Here is a 17,053-nt window from a genome sequence, read left to right as displayed (position 1 = left end):
GTCGCAACCGGATAAGTCATGGTCGGCGTGTCGCGTGTGCAATCAACCGTTCCGCAACCGGGTCTCGAATCCTTCGCTAGCGTGGAAGTTGGTCGAACGAAAAGGAGGTCACCATGGCCGAGAAAGGAACGTACGACCCGAAGAAGGGCGGCAAGTTCTCGCCGACCACCAAGGCACAGCCGCCGCCACCGCCACGCCCTGGACGCAAAGACAAGTAACCGCCTGATCCAGGACGCTATCCGCGCGTGACCATGCACTGCCGTGGCCGGCGCGCGGGTTCACGACGCCTATATGGGCACTGCCCGCTTGCGCACGATTTGCATTCGCAAGCGGGCAGTTTCAGCTGTCGATCAAGAGCCTGCGTTGACCCGCGAGCGTTGGCTTGTGTGCGACATTTCAGCGAAATCTCGCACACAAGCCAACGTTGGGCGCCAGATCGGTCTGTGCCCGGCGGTGTTTCGAATCCGTAGGGTTGCATCATGAGCGTCGGAGAGCAGCGCGCCGGGGTGAGCCTGACGAATCTGGACGAACCGCTGGCGCCGGATGCCGGGGCCACCAAGCGGGATCTGGTGGATTACCTGGACGGCGTCGCCGAGCATCTGCTGCCGGTCCTCGCCGACCGCCCACTCACGGTGCTCAGAATCTTGCGTGGGCAAAAACCTTTCATTCAGAAGAACATTCCGAAATACACCCCGGAGTGGGTGCCACGAGTTCCGATCTGGGCCGAGGCGTCCAAACGCGAGATCCACTACGCGGTGTGCAACGACCGACGCACACTGCTGTGGCTCGCCAATCAGCGCGCCGTCGAATATCACCCCGCGCTCGGCCTTGCCGACGACATCTACCGGCCAACTCATCTTGTGCTCGATCTCGACCCGCCTGCCGGAGGAGACTTCTCCGGAGTCGTCGCCGTCGCGTACCTGGTGCGGCAGGCGCTCGCGGATTGTGGTTTGGCAGGCGCGGTCAAGACGAGCGGATCACGCGGCTTGCATGTGTTCGTGCCGATCGACGCCGGCTCCCCCGTCGACGACGTCGCCGCGGCCACCCGCGCACTTGCCGCCCGGACCGAGGCGCTCGACCCGTCCATCGCGACAACGGCATTCATCGTCGAGGACCGGCATGGAAAGGTGTTCGTGGATTCGACGCGGTCCGGTGGCGCGACCGTCGCCGCGGCCTACAGTCCCCGCCTGCGCCCAGGCCTGCCGGTTTCGTTCCCGGTGGAGTGGGCGGAATTAAAGCACGTCAAGCCAACTGATTTCACGGTTCACACCGCGCTCGACGCGCTGGCGGGCCGGCCGTCGTGGTGGGACTCGATGCCCGCGCCCCAGCGGCTGCCGAGCGATCTCATCAAACAAGGCCACACCATCCCGGTGGCCCGAGTCGCCGCCATGCACGAGGGCAAACGCCGCGCCCGCGCTCGCCGTGCGCAAGACTAGCTTCCCCCGTCTTTGGGCCGGCGATCGTCGAAGCTGACGTCGATACGCTGAAACCCTTTGGCGCGCTGCGCTTTAGCCTGACCTGTGTAAGTCTTGCGGTCACCGCGGGTCAGCTTCACGTTGTCCGTGAACGGAGTCAGCAGCGCACGTGGATACAAGTGGTCGGCGGCCACCACATTCGCTTCGGCGCACAGCAGCAACGTCGTCGCGACGAGGTACAGGAACGCCAACAGGCCGAGCACAAGTGCGAACACACTGTTGGTGGCGCTCGACGTCTTGATGATCTGCGCGACGTAAACGGCACCGAACCACTGCAGAAGCTGCCAGATGACCGCTGCCAGAAAGGCACCCGGCGCGGCTTGCCGGAACGTCACAGTCCTTGCCGTCGCGAACCGGAAGACGATGAGGCACACGCCGGCGTTGATCAGTACCGAGACCACAACGATGCCCACGCGTCCGGCGATTCCGAACGACGCCGACGCGCGCCCGACGGCCGCGAGAATCGTCGTCGCTATCAGCGCTGTGCCGAGGACCAGAAGCAGGAGGAAGCTGAGCAGCCGCGCCCGGATCGGATCGCGTCTGTTGTTGCGCGGCACCGCCCACAGCGTGTCCATCGCGTTCTGCACGGCCTGCCCGACGCCGAGACCGCCGTACAGCGCGCCCGCGATGCCGATGACCACCCCGATCGTCCCGCCACTGAGCCCTTGGGGTTGCCCGAGTTGGTCACCTATGACCGGGAATTGCGCGACGGCCGATTGCAGGATCTGCTCCTGCAGATCGGGACGGCCCACCAGCACGACGCCCAACACGGTGGTCAGCAGCAGCAGTGCCGGAAACAGCGATACGAACGCGTAATACGTGATGAGCGCGGCCAGGTAGCTACCTTGGTCGTCGACGTACTTGTACACGACGGCGATCAGGAAGCCGGCGACGCGGCTCCGCCGCTGCAGTCGATCGAGCCAACCCACCATGATGAACCCCACCGCACGACGTGCGGCAAGGTCCGCACGTGGCTGGAATACCCAGGCCGCGCAAACGGGAATCGTGGTTCAGTCGAACAACGTGTCGAGGGCGTGTTCCTCGAGCTTGAACCAGCGGCCGACCAGGTCGCGGACATCGTTGATTGCTTCGGGATCGAGGTGGCGGGCCTCGTCGGCGGTGATTCGGCAAAGGTCCATAGGGCCGCCGACACTGGGCGACGACGCGTCCAGTGCATCGAGCACCCGCAGAGCCGCGACCAAGCCGTAATCGACGCCGCGTTCGATCATCCGGAAGTTCGCGAGCAGCGCGTACGCCTGCTGCGCCATCGGCGCTCCGCTACCGACGGCTTGAAAGCCGGTCTCCTCGTGATGCCCGATCAGACCGTGCGGGTCGATATCGACGATGAAAGGCCGGTCGGCCGTGAAGCCTGCCGCGAGCACATAGGTGGACGGCGTCGCGCCCGCGGACTTCGCGGCGGGCACGTCTTCGATGAAGTTCTCGTAGTGGTGCTTGAGCACCGGCACGGTGCGCTGCTGTAGGGCCCGGCCGACGTCGTCGGCCTCCAGGATGGCATCGGGCTCGGCGCTGAAAATGCGCTCCAGATCGTAGAGGACGGCGCGCGACCCACTGCCGCCCCAAGCCGCGCGCTTGCCCAACGGATGTAGCTTCTGCGCGGGATAGCTCAGGCCGCGGCCCGGGTCGGTGAGCCATCCGAGCCCATCACGACTCCGTCGGCACAACGCAATGCAAGAACCACGGTCACCGTTGCGATGGTTCCACGCTTGGGTGGCCTTGGCGCTGAGAAAGCCAAAGGGGCTCAGACCGCGGTCGCACTCTTCTCGGAGTGCCGACGCATCCGCTCCCACGGCCAGGTCATCAGCGCCCACACGACGAGCACGACCGCGACCTCGCTCAGCAGGTAGATCGGCCACGGGCCCAGCACGTCGAGGATGGACGCCGTTGGTGGCTTTCTGTTGAGGTAGCCGTAGTTGGTTCCGGTGATGGCGTTGAACGTGAAGGTGAAGGCCACCCACGCCAGGGTCACGACCACCGCGAAGCGATAGTGGACCCACGTCGGGCGCATCCGCCTGCCCCACGTGAGATAGATGGCCGCCCAGACGACGAGGACGTGCAGCGTGAAGAACGTCAGGAACAGATGGTGGGGGAAATCCGGTGCACCTTCCTCCGGCGTGCCCACGTCCGGTGTGAGCAGCGCCTGCGAGCTCAGCACGAGGCCCCAGTAATAGGTGAGCACAAACGCCCATTGCCGCCGCGACCACAACGCATAGGCCGCCATAAGTTCCGCGATATCGCACAGCTGCAGCGGTATCGACGTCTCGAGATTCGGCCGGATCAGTTTGTAGACCAGCGCCACGCCGAACGCCACGACAATCAACACCGCCAGGACGCGGCCGAACAGCCGGGCTTGCGAATCGGTCTGCCGACGTCCGAACCAGACCAGCAACGCCGCGCCGATCGCGAATATTGCGAGCACGACCAAATGCGATGGGCCGTACGCCGTGAATTCCCGTTCCGCCGAGATCAGTTCGATCACTTCCTGTGTCGTCCGCGCCTCTGCCGCTGTTTGACGGCGGCCGCCGCGTCAGCGAACCGCGGAGACCAATCCGACTTCCGGAGACGGCGTCGCAGGCGCGGTTGTCGACGGGACAGACCCGGGTGGCTGCAGGCCGTATCCCGGTGTCTCCGGAACGTACCCCGGCGGCGGGCCGTGCAGCGTCGTGTTCGGGTCGTACCCCGGCGTCCCGGGGCCGTATCCCGTCGGCGGTCCGTACGCGGGGCTCGCCGGGCCGTACCCGAGGTCCGGCCCATACCCGGGCAGCGTCTGTCCGAACCCGGCGAGCAACTTGGCCGCAACGAAAACCGCTGCCTGGGTGGTGTATACGGGAACGTACCCGTCGGTGTGTCCGCTCCACTCGTTGCCCGGACCGGCGTGGCAGATCGGGTCATTGGGGTTGCACAGGTCGATCGCCTTGGAGCTGAGCAGCGTGCTTCGGCTCGCCAGCGATTCCCCCGTGCGGGTGGCCACGTCACCGAAGGTCGCGACCGCCGCAACGTTGGTCGCGTACTGGGCCGGAAGAGGATCGGCCCACGTGATGCCGCCCAGTTGGTTGCCGGCGACGATGTTGATCACGCTCGCACCCTGCGAGTAGCCGCCCAACACGATCTTGGTGTCAGGGCAGGACGACACCGTGGACTTGATGTGGGAGATCGCGTCTTTCGCGCCGTCACCACCGCTCAGCTGCAGCTTGCCGGCCTTGTAGTCGACCGCGTACGTGTCGATGTCCATGCCGGCGGTCTGCTTACGCAGGGAATCGACGAAGGCAGCGCCGACACGGCCGAGACCCGGCGGCTCATCCGTGCCGCGCGCGAAGATGACCTCCGCGTCGGCGCAGTCGGCGGCAGACGCCTGCGGCGTGCTCGGTGCCACGAGCAGCATGCCCGCGGCGAAAAGTGCAGTAGCGCCAAGCCCGACCCAGCGACCACTTGACCGCGTACTGCCCGACCGGGGGCTGTGTAAGCGGCGAGAAAACACGTCTCAATCTAACGTGTTTCCAGCAACGATGGCTGTGGATGCTTTGCGGTGTCTCGCCCTGCCCCGCACCGGGCGGGGAGGACAAAAGAAAACAGATCAGGGACTGTGTCCCTGACCTGCATCTTCTCGGTGGAGCTGCCGGGAATTGAACCCGGGTCCTACGGCATGTCCTCGAGGCTTCTCCGTGCGCAGTTCGCTATGCCTCTACTCGGATCTCCCGGTCACGCGAACAAGCCGAGATGACGATCCCAGTCGCTGTTTGATGTCCCCACGGGTTCCGCGACCGAACCCGTGGGTGGGTCCCTCTAGCTGATGCCAGGGTCCGGGCCGAGGGCGCTCCCGGTCTGACAGACCAGCCGTCGCTTAGGCAGCGAGGGCGTAGTCGCGCTGATTGGAATCGGCGCTTAATTGGTTGCAACGACGCTTACGGTGGTCTCTTGCCTGCACCGGCACGCTTCCCTTGATTCGATGCGCGAAGTCGAAACCGATCAGCCCCTCGCATCCCTGCCGACTTTCGGCAGGACAATCAATGGTACGCCAGTCTCAACCGGGAATGCCAAGTGATTATTCCGTGTCGCTCGCGGCCGGTGAGTGACCGCAAAATGCCGAGGATTGACGGCGTGTCGGCGTACAGACACGGTCGCTCGCGGTGCGGGGTGGCGGGGTTACATCCCTTTCGCGCGGCGGCCGAGTTCGCGGATCACTTCCCGTTCGGCGTCGCGTTTGGCCATGTCGTGGCGTTTGTCGTGGGCTTGTTTACCGCGGGCCAGCGCGAGCTCGACCTTGACCTTGCCGTCGGAGAAGTACATCGACAGCGGCACCAAGGTGAGGTTGCCGTCGCGGATTTTGCCGATGAGGTTGTCGATCTGTTTGCGGTGCAGCAGGAGTTTGCGGTTGCGCCGCGGCGCGTGGTTGGTCCAGGTGCCGTGGTGATACTCGGCGATGTGGACATTGCGCAGCCAGATCTCGCCGTCGTCGACGGTCGCGAACGCGTCGGCGAGCGATGCCTGGCCCTCGCGCAGGCTCTTCACCTCGGTGCCCATCAGGGCGATGCCGGCCTCGTAGGTGTCGAGAATGGTGTAGTTGTGCCGCGCCTTGCGATTGCTTGCCACAATCTGTTTGTTGCCGGCGGGGCTGGACTTCTTGGTCACAATTACCTTCGTACGTAAAGCCTCAGGGTGACATACGCGGTGACACCGGCCATTGCCACGCCGACGAACAACAGTATCGGCGAGATATAGAGGATGTCGGCGTAGTCGATTCTGGCGATCAGATTCGCTTGATAGAACTGGTCGAGCGCCTTCTCCAGGAACACCGCCCGCACCACGATCAATCCCACGACGGCGATGACGACACCGATCAGGGCCGCGAGCATCGCCTCCACGAGGAACGGTAGCTGGGTGTACCACCTGGTCGCGCCGACCAGCCGCATGATGCCGATCTCGGTTCGGCGCGTGTAGGCCGCGACTTGGACCATGTTGGCGATCAGCAGCACCGCGCCGATCGCCTGCACGAGCGCGACGGCGAACGCCGCGCTACTGAGGCCGTCGAGCACCGCGAACAACCGGTCGATCAGGTCCTTCTGGTTGAGCACGTTGAGCACGCCGGGCTGCCCGACCATCGCCTTGTCGAACGCCTCGTGCTGCTCGGGGTCATTCAGCTTGACGATGAACGAGGCCGGGAACGCGTCCTTGCCTGCGACGTCCTTGTACTGCGGGAACTTCTTGATCGCATCGTCGTAGGCCTGCTCGCGGTTGAGGAACCGCAGCGACCTCACGTCGTCACGGTCGTCGATCTCGCGGTACAGCGCCTTGCACGCGTCCGAGTCGCACGTGGCGTCGTTGGCCGAGATGTCGTCGGTCAGGAACACCTGACTCTCGACCCGGTCCAGATAGATGTCGCGCGACTGGTCGGCGAGCCGCACCACCAGCAGACCACCGCCGAACAGGCCGATGGAGATCGCCGTGGTCAAGATCATCGCGACCGTCATGGTGACGTTGCGACGAAGCCCGGTCAGAACTTCATTGACGAGAAAGCCGAAGCGCACTTAGCGATCCATTCCGTAGACACCGCGCTGCTCATCACGAATCAGCCGGCCGAGTTCGAGTTCGACGACCCGCTGCCGCATGGAGTCGACGATGTGATGGTCGTGGGTGGCCATCAGCACCGTTGTCCCGGTGCGGTTGATCCGCTCAAGCAGATCCATGATGTCCTTGCTGGTCTCGGGGTCCAGGTTGCCGGTGGGCTCGTCGGCGATCAGCACGAGCGGGCGGTTGACGAACGCCCGGGCGATCGCCACACGCTGCTGCTCACCACCGGAGAGCTCGCTGGGCAGGCGGTTGGCCTTGCCGGACAAGCCGACCATCTCCAACACGTCCGGCACGACCCGGTTGATGACGTCGGAACGCTTGCCGATCACCTCGAGGGCGAACGCCACGTTCTCGAACACCGTCTTCTGCTGCAGCAACCGGAAGTCCTGGAACACACACCCGATCACCTGACGCAGGCTCGGGATGTGCCGGTCGCGCAGCTTGTTGACGTGGAACTTCGACACCCGGATGTCGCCGGCCGTCGGATGCTCGGCCGCCAGCAGCAGCCGCATGAACGTCGACTTGCCCGACCCCGACGGGCCGATGAGGAAGACGAACTCACCCTTGTCGATCTTCAACGAGACATCGTCGAGTGCTGGGCGCGCCGAAGACTTGTACTGCTTCGTCACGTGGTCGAGGGTGATCATCACGGCACGCCAGTGTAGCGGTGCGAACTAATAGAGCGAGCCAAGCTACCGCGGCGCTGCCGGTGCCACCGGTTCGTCGGCGATTTGCGGCTGGCCCGCGGGCGTCTGCGGCGCGGGGCCAGGGAAAACCGGCAGCGTGATCGGCGGCAGCAGGCCGGGTCCGTCGGGGTCGACTACCGTGGTCTGCGGCCCTGGTGTTGTGGTCGTCGGGCTTGTCGGGCTCGTGGTCTCCGTCGGCGACGTCGTGGTGGGTGTCTCCTCGGTCGTCGTGGTGGTTTCCGGTGTCGTCGTCGGAGTCGTCGTCGACGTGGTGGTGCGCGGCGGCGCGACGTTCGTGCGCGGCACCCACGTGTAATCCGGGTCGGGCACGAATCCGGGCGGAACGACCTGCGTCGCGGGCGACTCGGTGCTCGCCGGCTTGGGCGCATAGTTCTGCTGCACCCACGACAGCGCGACGAACGCCACGATCAGGACGAGCGTGGACGTCCGCAGCCTGCCGAGGCGGCTGCGCCACAGGCGCGCGGCTCCGTTGGTGACCGCACTCAGGTCGAACTTCACTTCTTCTGCTCCTCGGACGCGGCCGGTGGTGCAGCTTTCTGCACCTCGGCGACGGCGACCGGATGCACGATGTCGCCCGCGGCGGCGACAGAACCGTCGGACGCGGTCACGATGCCCGCCCGGCGCAGGGCCCGCACGACCCGCACGCGCAGCCGCCTGCCCACCTCGAACTGTTTGCCGGGCAGCGTGCGTGCGACCATCCGCAGGTTCACGGTGTCGACGCCGATGCTCTCGACACCCATCAGCTGCGGCTTGTCCAACACCAGCTTCGACAGCTCACGGTCCTCGGCGGCCTTCTCCGCGACCTCGTTGAGCACGTCGTTGACGAGGTTGAGATCGGCGCCCACCGGCACCGGGATGTCGACGACCGACCGCGCCCAGTCCTTGGACAGGTTCAGTGCCTTGACGATCTGGCCGTTGGGGACGGTGTACATCTCCCCTTCGGACGAGCGCAGCTTGGTGACGCGCAGAGTGACGTCCTCGACGGTGCCCTCGGCTTCGTTGGCCGCCCCGATCGTCAACCTGACCAGGTCACCGAAGCCGTACTGCTTCTCGGTGATGATGAAGAACCCGGCGAGCAGATCCTGGACGATGCGTTGCGCACCGAAACCGAGGGCGGCGCCGAGCACCGCCGCGGGCGCGACCAGTGAGGCGATCGGCACCGCCAGCACGTCGGTCACCTCGACCAGCACGATGACGAACAACAACGCGACCGACACCCACGAGATCACCGATGCGAGGGCTTGCCGGTGCTTGGCGCTCTCCGAGCGCACCAGCTGATCGCTTTCCTCATACTCCGCGTCGATGCGCCGCACGACCCGCTGCGCCGCCCAGTTGATGAAGCGGGCGGCGAGCAACGCACCGATGAGCAGCAGTGCGATCCGCAGACCCTTGGTCAGGATCCAGGCGCCGATCTCGCCGTGCCAGAAGTCGTGCCAGCGTTCGGCCATGGGGAAGGCGAGCGTGGTGGCGGCCCAGTCGGAGGCCAGAGTATTAATCGTCATCTTTTCTGTTGCGCCATCTGATCCCTGCCTCCAGGAATCCGTCGATGTCTCCGTCGAGTACCGCTGCCGGGTTGCCGACCTCGAACTCGGTGCGCAAGTCCTTCACCATCTGGTACGGATGCAAAACGTAGGAGCGCATCTGGTTGCCCCAGGAACTGCCGCCGTCGCCCTTCAACGCGTCGAGCTCTGCACGTTCTTCTAAGCGCTTGCGCTCCAGCAACTTTGCTTGGAGAACCCGCATCGCCGAGACCTTGTTCTGCAGCTGCGACTTCTCGTTCTGGCAGGTCACCACGATACCGGTCGGGATGTGGGTGAGTCGAACAGCGGAGTCGGTGGTGTTGACCGACTGCCCGCCCGGACCCGACGAGCGGTACACGTCGACACGCACGTCGGTTTCCGGGATGTCGATGTGGTCGGTGGTCTCCACCACCGGCAGTACCTCGACATCGGCGAACGACGTCTGGCGGCGGCTCTGGTTGTCGAACGGGCTGATCCGCACCAGCCGGTGGGTGCCCTGCTCGACCGAGAGTGTGCCGTAGGCGAACGGCGCGTGCACCGCGAAGGTCGCGCTCTTGATGCCCGCTTCTTCGGCGTACGACGTATCGAACACCTCGACCGGGTACTTGTGCTGTTCGGCCCAGCGGATGTACATGCGCATCAACATCTCGGCCCAGTCGGCGGCGTCGACGCCGCCGGCACCCGATCGGATGGTGACAACGGCTTCGCGTTCGTCGTACTCCCCCGACAGCAGCGTGCGCACTTCCATCGCCTCGATGTCCTCGCGCAGCTTCTTGCGCTCGGCGTCGGCCTCGGCGAGCTCGTCCGCACCGCCTTCTTCCGATGCCAGCTCATAGAGCACCGGGAGGTCGTCGAGCCGGCTGCGCAGGTCCTCGACGCGGCGCAGTTCGCCCTGCGCATGCGACAGCTCACTGGTCACCTTCTGCGCGCGGGTCTGGTCGTCCCACAGGTTCGGGTCCGACGCTTCGGCCTCGAGCCTCTCGATCCGGCCGCGCAGACCATCCACGTCGAGCACCCGCTCCACCGTTGTCAGAGTGGTGTCGAGTGCGGCGATATCGGCTTGACGGTCTGGATCCACAACGGTTCAGGGTACCGGTCGAGGCAGTTCTTCCCGACCGGCGGCAGGGCGACGCCTCCGCGTTTAGCATCGGGGTGTACCCGGCCCTGCCGCGTCGCGACGGCCCCTTGCGCGTGGCAGGGCGAGCGATTGTCGTTGATGAGTAAGGCACTACATGCCCAAGATGCGCCCATACCACGTGGCGATCGTCGGCTCAGGACCTTCGGGTTTCTTTGCTGCCGCATCACTGCTGAAGTTTGCCGAATCCCCTGACGCCGACCGAGATGTGCGCGTCGACATGCTTGAGATGCTGCCGACCCCGTGGGGTCTGGTGCGGTCCGGGGTCGCGCCCGACCATCCCAAGATCAAGTCGATCAGCGCCCAGTTCGAGAAGACGGCGGCCGATCCCCGGTTCCGCTTCTTCGGCAACATCGCCGTCGGCGAGCACGTGCAGGCCGCCGAACTGGCCGAGCAGTACGACGCCGTGGTGTACGCGGTGGGCGCACAGTCCGATCGCGCACTGAAGATACCGGGCGAGGACTTGCCGGGCAGCGTCGCGGCCGTCGATTTCGTCGGCTGGTACAACGCCCACCCGCATTTCGGTGAGATGGCACCGAACTTGTCGGGCGGTCGCGCGGTCGTCGTGGGCAACGGCAACGTCGCCCTCGACGTGGCCCGCATCCTCGTGAGTGATCCGAAGGCGCTGGCCAACACCGACATCGCCGACCACGCCCTGGAGTCGTTGGGCGCCCAGGGCATGGAGGAGGTCGTCGTCGTCGGGCGTCGTGGGCCCCTGCAGGCCACGTTCACGACGCTGGAGTTGCGTGAGCTGCACGATCTCGACGGGCTCGACGACGTCGACGTCATCCTCGACCCCGCCGACTTCGCCGACATCACCGACGAAGACCTCGAAGCGGCGGGCAAGACCGTCAAACAGAACATCAAAGTGTTGCGGGGCTATGCCGAACAAGAACCGCGAGGCGCCAAGCGGCGCATCGTGTTCCGGTTCCGCACCTCGCCGATCGAACTGCGGGGTGACGGGCGAGTCGAATCGATCGTGTTGGGCCGCAACGAACTTGTGCGCGACGCCGACGGACGAGTGGTCGCCAAGGACACCGGCGACCGCGAAGAGTTGCCGGTCCAGTTGGTGGTCCGTGCGGTCGGCTACCGCGGTGTGCCCACTCCGGGCCTGCCGTTCGACGAACGGTCGGGCACCATCCCCCACACCGACGGCCGTGTCGACGGCAGCGCCAACGAGTACGTGGTCGGCTGGATCAAGCGCGGTCCGTCGGGCGTGATCGGCAGCAACAAGAAGGACTCGCAGGACACCGTCAACACCTTGCTCGACGATCTGCACTCCCGCGAGCTACGCGACTTCGGGCCCGACCACGACGAGAAACTCGTCGCGTGGCTGTTGGAACGTCAGCCCAAACTCGTCACCGGCGACCATTGGAAGCTCATCGATTCGCACGAGCGGGCCGCCGGGGAGCCGACGGGCCGGCCGCGCGTGAAGCTCGCGAGTGTGGCGGAGTTGTTGCGGATCGGGCACGGCTGAACGCCGCTGAACGCCCACACTGACGTCACGGCTGTTGCGCGGCGCCGGTAACGACCGGGAATGCAGTTCCGCGGTCAGACGGGCGGCGGTTCGTGTGGTGCCGGTGGCGGGTCCGCCGGCGCGAACGCCCACTTGTCGGGGTTTTTCGGCGAGTACACCACCGGGAAGAGTGAGCCCATCGTGGGCCATTCGTTCACGTCGACCGCCATCTGCTGATACACGACGTGCTCTCGGACGGTCGGCCCGTTGATGACGCCGGTGATGGTGACGAACTGCTCCCCCGTCGCGTCCGGCCGCGGGCTCACCCCCGTCACCAGCAAGGTGCCGTTCGCCAGTTCACCGCCGATTCCGCGGCGCCGCATGATCCGAGGCGCGAGCAGCAACACGAGCGCACCGACGAGCAACACGAGCATGCCGAATTCCCACACCCCGCCATGGTAGGACTGCTCCCATGACGACCGTCGCAGATGACATGACATTGGCACTGGCCCTGGCCGATCAGGCCGACGCACTCACCATGGACCGGTTCGGTGCGATGGATCTGCATGTCGAGACCAAACCCGATCTCACACCGGTCACCGATGCCGATCGCGGCGCCGAGGAAGCGCTGCGCGAGGCGTTGGCCGCGACGCGTCCCGACGATGCGGTGTTCGGCGAAGAGTTCGGCGGTACAACGACTTTCAGCGGCCGGCAGTGGGTCATCGATCCGATCGACGGCACCAAGAACTTCGTGCGCGGGGTCCCGGTGTGGTGCACGCTGATCGCGCTCATCGCCGACGGAGTTCCCGTGGTCGGCGTGGTGAGCGCGCCTGCCCTGGCGCGCCGGTGGTGGGCCGGGCAGGGCGAGGGCGCGTTCGGCTCGTTCGGCGGCGTGACCCGCAAACTGACGGTGTCCGGCGTCAAGGATCTGGAATCGGCGAGCCTGTCGTACTCGGACCTGACGACCGGGTGGGAGGACCGTCGGCAGCGCTTCGTCGATCTGACCGACGCGGTGTGGCGGGTTCGGGCCTACGGCGACTTCTGGTCGTACTGCATGGTGGCCGAGGGCGCGGTCGATATCGCGTGCGAACCCGAGGTGAAGCTGTGGGACATCGCGCCGCTCGACATCCTGATCCGCGAGGCCGGCGGCACGTTCACGAGCATGGACGGCCAGGCGGGCCCGCACGGCGGCAGTGCGCTGGCCACCAACGGTCTGCTGCACGGCGCCGTGCTGGACAGGCTGTCCGCCGACTGACGGCCGACGCGGGTTTTCGCGTTCAAACTGCGCACCGGGCTGTGGTTCGGCGGGGATCACGACCCCGTGCGCAGTCTCACCGTGTTGTCAGTCGGTAGTTGTGAGGTTGGTAACAGCGCCACCGTATCTTACTCCGGAGTAAGATACGGTCAGAAGCGTCGCCACTACCACCAGAGGCAGCTGACATGACCAACACCCTGCCGTCCAAGAACGGCTCTGCAACTCGTCCCACCCGCTCCGGCCAGCAAAGCGCCGTGGGCCTGCAAAAGCACAAGCGGACAGCGACCGACATCGGGTTGGCGCTGATCACCCCCATCGTCGGCCAGGAGTTCCTGGATCGCTACGGACTGCGCGACCCGCTCAACCGCGGCCTGAAATACGGTGTGAAGCAGGTATTTTCAGTCGCGGGCGCGTCGACCCGGCAGTTCAAGAAGATCCAGGGGCTCGGCAAGGAGCCCACCAGGCTCAAGGCGGGCAGTGCCGACCTGTTCGATCTGACGCCTGACGACGACCAGAAGATGATCGTCGAGACCGTCAGCGAGTTCGCCGAGGAGATCCTGCGGCCTGCCGCCCACGACGCCGACGACGCCGCGGCCTACCCGGCGGATCTGATCGCCAAGGCCGCCGAGCTCGGCATCACCGCCGTCAACGTCCCCGAGGACTTCGACGGCATCGCCGAGCACCGCAGCACGGTGACGAACGCCCTGGTCGCCGAGGCGCTCGCATACGGCGACATGGGGCTGGCGCTGCCGATCCTCGCACCCGGCGGCGTCGCGTCCGCCCTGACCCACTGGGGCAGCGCCGATCAGCAGGCCACCTACCTCAAGGAGTTCGCAGGCGAGAACGTCCCGCAAGCCTGCGTGGCGATCGCCGAGCCGCACGCCCTGTTCGATCCCACCGCACTCAAGACCACCGCGGTCCGAACCCCGAGCGGCTACCGGCTGTCCGGCGTCAAGTCACTGGTGCCCGCCGCCGCCGACGCCGAATTGTTCATCGTGGCAGCACAACTCAACGGCAAGCCGGCGTTGTTCATCGTCGAGGCCTCGTCTGCGGGCTTGACCGTCAAGGCCGATCCGAGCATGGGGATCCGGGCCGCCGCACTCGGCCAGGTCGAGCTCGACAATGTGGCCGTGCCGCTCAGCGCCCGGCTTGGCGAGGACGGCGCGTCCGATCAGGACTACTCCGAGGCCATCGCCCTGTCACGGCTGGGCTGGGCCGCGCTGGCGGTCGGCACCTCGCACGCGGTGCTCGACTACGTGATCCCCTACATCAAGGAACGCCAGGCTTTCGGCGAGCCCATCGCCCACCGCCAGTCGGTGGCGTTCATGACGGCCAACATCGCCATCGAGCTCGACGGCCTGCGGCTGATCACCTGGCGCGGCGCCGCACGCGCCGAGCAGGGCCTCCCGTTCGCCCGTGAGGCCGCGCTGGCCCGCAAGTTCGGCACGGACAAGGGCATGCAGATCGGCCTGGACGGCGTGCAGCTCCTCGGCGGTCACGGTTACACCAAGGAACACCCGGTCGAGCGCTGGTACCGCGATCTGCGGGCCATCGGCGTCGCCGAGGGTGTCGTGGTCCTCTAAGCGAAAGACGAATCATGGCAATCAATCTGGAAATGCCCCGCAAGCTCCAGGCAGTCATCGAGAAGGGCCATCAGGGCGCCGCCGAGATGCTTCGCCCGATCTCGCGCAAGTATGACCTCGCCGAGCACGCCTACCCCGTCGAGCTCGACACCCTGGCCAACCTGTTCGAGGGAATCTCGAGCGCCAAGACCATCTCGTTCGCGGGTGCCGAGGCATTTCGCGACGACGCCAACGGCCACGGCAACAAGACAACCGTCAACGGCGCCAACATGTCCGCGCTGCTGAACGCGCTGGAGATCAGTTGGGGCGATGTGGCCCTGCTGCTCTCGGTGCCGCGGCAGGGTCTCGGCAATGCCGCGATCTCGTCGGTGGCGACGCCCGAGCAGCTCGAACGGCTCGGCAAGGACGTCTGGGCCGCGATGGCCATCACCGAACCGGGCTTCGGCTCCGACTCGGCAGCGGTGTCCACCACCGCGGTGCTCGACGGCGACGAGTATGTGATCAACGGCGAGAAGATCTTCGTCACCGCCGGTTCGCGGGCCACTCACATCGTGGTGTGGGCGACCCTGGACAAGTCGCTGGGCCGGGCGGCGATCAAGTCGTTCATCGTGCCGCGCGAACATCCCGGCGTCACCGTCGAGCGTCTCGAGCACAAGCTCGGCATCAAGGCTTCGGACACCGCGGTGCTCCGGTTCGAGAACGCCCGCATCCCCAAGGACAACCTGCTCGGCGATCCCGAGATCCACGTGGAGAAGGGTTTTGCCGGGGTCATGGAGACCTTCGACAACACCCGGCCGATCGTGGCGGCCATGGCGGTCGGCATCGCCCGCGCGGCACTGGAGGATCTGCGCGCGATCCTCACCGACGCCGGTGTGGAGATCTCCTACGACAAGCCGGCACACGCGCAGAGCGCCGCGGCCGCGGAGTTCCTTCGGATGGAAGCGGACTGGGAGGCCGGCTACCTGTTGACGGTGCGTTCGGCATGGCAGGCCGACAACAGCATCCCCAACTCCAAAGAGGCCTCGATGGGTAAGGCCAAGGCGGCCCGGGTGGCCAGCGACATCACCCTCAAGGCCGTCGAAATGGCCGGAACCACCGGCTATTCCGAGCAGACCCTGCTGGAGAAGTGGGCCCGCGACTCCAAGATCCTCGACATCTTCGAGGGCACCCAGCAAATCCAGCAGCTGGTGGTCGCCCGCCGCCTGCTCGGCCTGTCCTCGGCCGAACTGAAGTAGTCCTTCCTTCTGCGCGAGCAGACGCTGAGGTGCCCGGTTTCCATGGAAACCGGGTACTTTCACGTCTGCTCGGCCAATAGGGTGGGCGGTATGGACACGTTTCAGGCGCTCATCGCACGGCAAGACGACGACCGCATCACCGCGTCAGTCGAGACCCTGGAGGAGTCGGATCTTCCCCCGGGTGAGGTGACCGTCCGGGTGCTGTATTCCAGCGTCAACTTCAAGGACGCGCTGGCGCTGACGCCGAATGGCGGTGTGGTCCGCGATTATCCGATCGTGCCGGGTATCGACCTGACCGGTGAGGTGGTGGCCTCGGACTCCGGCGAGTTCAAACCCGGCGACCTCGTCCTCGCCCACGGCTACCAGATCGGCACCGGCCACCACGGCGGCTACGCCGAATACGCCCGCCTCCCCGCCGATCAGGTGGTCGCGTTGGGCGCCCTGACCCCGCGCGAGGGCGCCGCCATCGGCACCGCCGGGTTCACCGCGGCGATGAGTGTGCAGGCGCTGGCAGACCGCGGCATCACGCCGCAGGACGGGCCGATAGTGGTGACCGGCGCGACGGGCGGCGTCGGCTCGGTGAGCGTGGATTTGCTCGCCGCCGCGGGCTATCACGTCGTGGCGTCGACAGGTAAGGCCGAACGGGCCGATGAGTTGCGGGCGCTGGGGGCCGCGGACGTGATCGGCAGGCTGCCCGCCGATCCGGCCGCCAAACCGCGGCCGCTGGGCAAGGCGCAGTGGGCGGGTGCGGTGGACTGCGTGGGCGGTGCGACGCTGGCCGACGTGCTGAGCACGCTGCAGTACGGTGGCGCGGTCGCGGCAAGCGGCCTCACCGGCGGGGCGGCGCTCAACACGACCGTGATGCCGTTCATCCTGCGCGGCGCCGCCCTTCTCGGGATCGACTCGGTGCTCATGCCGATCGGGCCGCGGCGGGCGCTGTGGGAGCAGCTCGGCGGGCCGCTCAAGCCACGCCACCTCGACGACGTCACGCACGAAGTGGACGTCAAGGACGTGGTGGGCGTGCTCGACGAGGTGCGCGCCGGCCGCTATGCCGGCCGTGCCGTGGTGAAGGTGGCCGGCGGGTTCTGAGAGTTCCGCACA

General features: G+C 66.2%; 17 protein-coding genes and 1 other RNA gene. 6 read left to right on the top strand and 12 right to left on the bottom strand.

Annotated elements, in window-relative coordinates:
* Positions 1–479 precede the first annotated feature (479 nt).
* Positions 480–1,436: a DNA polymerase domain-containing protein gene (locus AWC31_RS15210; protein ID WP_085144985.1), complete on the top strand. Its 957-nt coding sequence runs from the start codon at positions 480–482 to the stop codon at positions 1,434–1,436.
* Here the strand turns inward: AWC31_RS15210 and AWC31_RS15205 are convergent.
* From AWC31_RS15205 to prfB, 11 genes are all read right to left on the bottom strand, one after another.
* Positions 1,433–2,407, bottom strand: a complete 975-nt coding sequence (locus AWC31_RS15205) for a YihY/virulence factor BrkB family protein (protein ID WP_085145471.1) — start codon at positions 2,405–2,407, stop codon at positions 1,433–1,435. The two genes, AWC31_RS15210 and AWC31_RS15205, sit on opposite strands and share 4 nt — an antisense overlap.
* A 78-nt stretch (positions 2,408–2,485) precedes the next feature.
* A complete protein-coding gene (locus tag AWC31_RS15200; protein ID WP_234816864.1) occupies positions 2,486–3,157 on the bottom strand; it encodes an Ntn hydrolase family protein in 672 nt (223 codons plus the stop codon).
* Between the two features lie 77 nt (positions 3,158–3,234).
* Positions 3,235–3,963 carry a YwaF family protein gene (locus AWC31_RS15195; protein WP_085145470.1) on the bottom strand — a complete coding sequence of 243 codons (729 nt, stop codon included), beginning with the start codon at positions 3,961–3,963 and terminating at the stop codon, positions 3,235–3,237.
* A 57-nt stretch (positions 3,964–4,020) separates the two neighbouring features.
* The gene (locus tag AWC31_RS15190; protein WP_067857436.1) at positions 4,021–4,875 is read right to left on the bottom strand and encodes a cutinase family protein; all 855 of its coding nucleotides are present in this window, start codon (positions 4,873–4,875) and stop codon (positions 4,021–4,023) included.
* 223 nt (positions 4,876–5,098) lie between these two features.
* Positions 5,099–5,467: a transfer-messenger RNA gene (gene ssrA, locus AWC31_RS15185) on the bottom strand.
* 169 nt (positions 5,468–5,636) lie between these two features.
* Positions 5,637–6,122 carry an SsrA-binding protein SmpB gene (gene smpB / locus AWC31_RS15180; RefSeq protein WP_067857432.1) on the bottom strand — a complete coding sequence of 162 codons (486 nt, stop codon included), beginning with the start codon at positions 6,120–6,122 and terminating at the stop codon, positions 5,637–5,639.
* Between the two features lie 2 nt (positions 6,123–6,124).
* A complete protein-coding gene (gene ftsX, locus AWC31_RS15175) occupies positions 6,125–7,018 on the bottom strand; it encodes a permease-like cell division protein FtsX (protein WP_067857429.1) in 894 nt (297 codons plus the stop codon).
* A complete protein-coding gene (gene ftsE / locus AWC31_RS15170) occupies positions 7,019–7,708 on the bottom strand; it encodes a cell division ATP-binding protein FtsE (protein ID WP_067857426.1) in 690 nt (229 codons plus the stop codon). It lies immediately after the preceding gene.
* A 45-nt stretch (positions 7,709–7,753) separates the two neighbouring features.
* Positions 7,754–8,266, bottom strand: coding sequence for an Rv3103c family proline-rich protein (locus AWC31_RS15165; RefSeq protein WP_085144984.1), 513 nt, complete (start codon positions 8,264–8,266; stop codon positions 7,754–7,756).
* Complete coding sequence (locus AWC31_RS15160; RefSeq protein ID WP_085144983.1) at positions 8,263–9,270, bottom strand: mechanosensitive ion channel family protein; 1,008 nt, start codon at positions 9,268–9,270, stop codon at positions 8,263–8,265. The genes AWC31_RS15165 and AWC31_RS15160 overlap by 4 nt, the downstream gene beginning before the upstream one ends.
* On the bottom strand, positions 9,260–10,366 hold the full coding sequence (gene prfB / locus AWC31_RS15155) for a peptide chain release factor 2 (protein ID WP_067857417.1): 1,107 nt from the start codon (positions 10,364–10,366) through the stop codon (positions 9,260–9,262). Before prfB ends, AWC31_RS15160 begins: the two co-directional genes overlap by 11 nt.
* Before the next feature lie 154 nt (positions 10,367–10,520).
* Between prfB and AWC31_RS15150 the strand changes: the two genes are divergently transcribed.
* Positions 10,521–11,900: an FAD-dependent oxidoreductase gene (locus AWC31_RS15150; protein ID WP_085144982.1), complete on the top strand. Its 1,380-nt coding sequence runs from the start codon at positions 10,521–10,523 to the stop codon at positions 11,898–11,900.
* Between the two features lie 74 nt (positions 11,901–11,974).
* On the opposite strand, the gene AWC31_RS15145 is transcribed toward AWC31_RS15150, so the two are convergent.
* Positions 11,975–12,328 (bottom strand): hypothetical protein, encoded by a 354-nt coding sequence (locus AWC31_RS15145; RefSeq protein ID WP_067857411.1) that lies wholly within the window; start codon positions 12,326–12,328, stop codon positions 11,975–11,977.
* A 23-nt stretch (positions 12,329–12,351) separates the two neighbouring features.
* Here AWC31_RS15145 and hisN point away from each other — a divergent pair, with 23 nt between their 5' ends.
* The 4 genes from hisN to AWC31_RS15125 all read left to right on the top strand — a co-directional run bounded on the left by hisN (position 12,352) and on the right by AWC31_RS15125 (position 17,041).
* Entirely contained in the window at positions 12,352–13,134 is a 783-nt protein-coding gene (gene hisN, locus AWC31_RS15140) for a histidinol-phosphatase (protein ID WP_085144981.1), read from the top strand.
* A 185-nt stretch (positions 13,135–13,319) separates the two neighbouring features.
* Positions 13,320–14,717 (top strand): acyl-CoA dehydrogenase family protein, encoded by a 1,398-nt coding sequence (locus AWC31_RS15135; protein WP_085144980.1) that lies wholly within the window; start codon positions 13,320–13,322, stop codon positions 14,715–14,717.
* A gap of 14 nt (positions 14,718–14,731) precedes the next feature.
* Complete coding sequence (locus tag AWC31_RS15130) at positions 14,732–15,952, top strand: acyl-CoA dehydrogenase family protein (protein WP_085144979.1); 1,221 nt, start codon at positions 14,732–14,734, stop codon at positions 15,950–15,952.
* A 90-nt stretch (positions 15,953–16,042) separates the two neighbouring features.
* On the top strand, positions 16,043–17,041 hold the full coding sequence (locus AWC31_RS15125; protein ID WP_085144978.1) for an oxidoreductase: 999 nt from the start codon (positions 16,043–16,045) through the stop codon (positions 17,039–17,041).
* Positions 17,042–17,053: the final 12 nt, after the last annotated feature.

Source organism: Mycolicibacterium wolinskyi (assembly GCF_002101965.1).
GTDB lineage: Bacteria > Actinomycetota > Actinomycetes > Mycobacteriales > Mycobacteriaceae > Mycobacterium > Mycobacterium wolinskyi.
The sequence above is the reverse complement of the archived record's forward strand: the minus strand, read 5'-3'. Positions and strand labels throughout refer to the sequence as shown.

Bases quoted from the DNA above. Each gene is read 5' to 3' on its own strand.
- ftsE (WP_067857426.1), bottom strand. From the start codon at position 7,708: ATGATCACCCTCGACCACGTGACGAAGCAGTACAAGTCTTCGGCGCGC.
- AWC31_RS15125 (WP_085144978.1), top strand. From the start codon at position 16,043: ATGGACACGTTTCAGGCGCTCATCGCACGGCAAGACGACGACCGCATC.
- hisN (WP_085144981.1), top strand. From the start codon at position 12,352: ATGACGACCGTCGCAGATGACATGACATTGGCACTGGCCCTGGCCGAT.
- AWC31_RS15160 (WP_085144983.1), bottom strand. From the start codon at position 9,270: ATGACGATTAATACTCTGGCCTCCGACTGGGCCGCCACCACGCTCGCC.
- AWC31_RS15210 (WP_085144985.1), top strand. From the start codon at position 480: ATGAGCGTCGGAGAGCAGCGCGCCGGGGTGAGCCTGACGAATCTGGAC.
- AWC31_RS15135 (WP_085144980.1), top strand. From the start codon at position 13,320: ATGACCAACACCCTGCCGTCCAAGAACGGCTCTGCAACTCGTCCCACC.
- AWC31_RS15150 (WP_085144982.1), top strand. From the start codon at position 10,521: ATGCCCAAGATGCGCCCATACCACGTGGCGATCGTCGGCTCAGGACCT.
- AWC31_RS15130 (WP_085144979.1), top strand. From the start codon at position 14,732: ATGGCAATCAATCTGGAAATGCCCCGCAAGCTCCAGGCAGTCATCGAG.
- AWC31_RS15190 (WP_067857436.1), bottom strand. From the start codon at position 4,875: ATGCTGCTCGTGGCACCGAGCACGCCGCAGGCGTCTGCCGCCGACTGC.
- AWC31_RS15205 (WP_085145471.1), bottom strand. From the start codon at position 2,407: ATGGTGGGTTGGCTCGATCGACTGCAGCGGCGGAGCCGCGTCGCCGGC.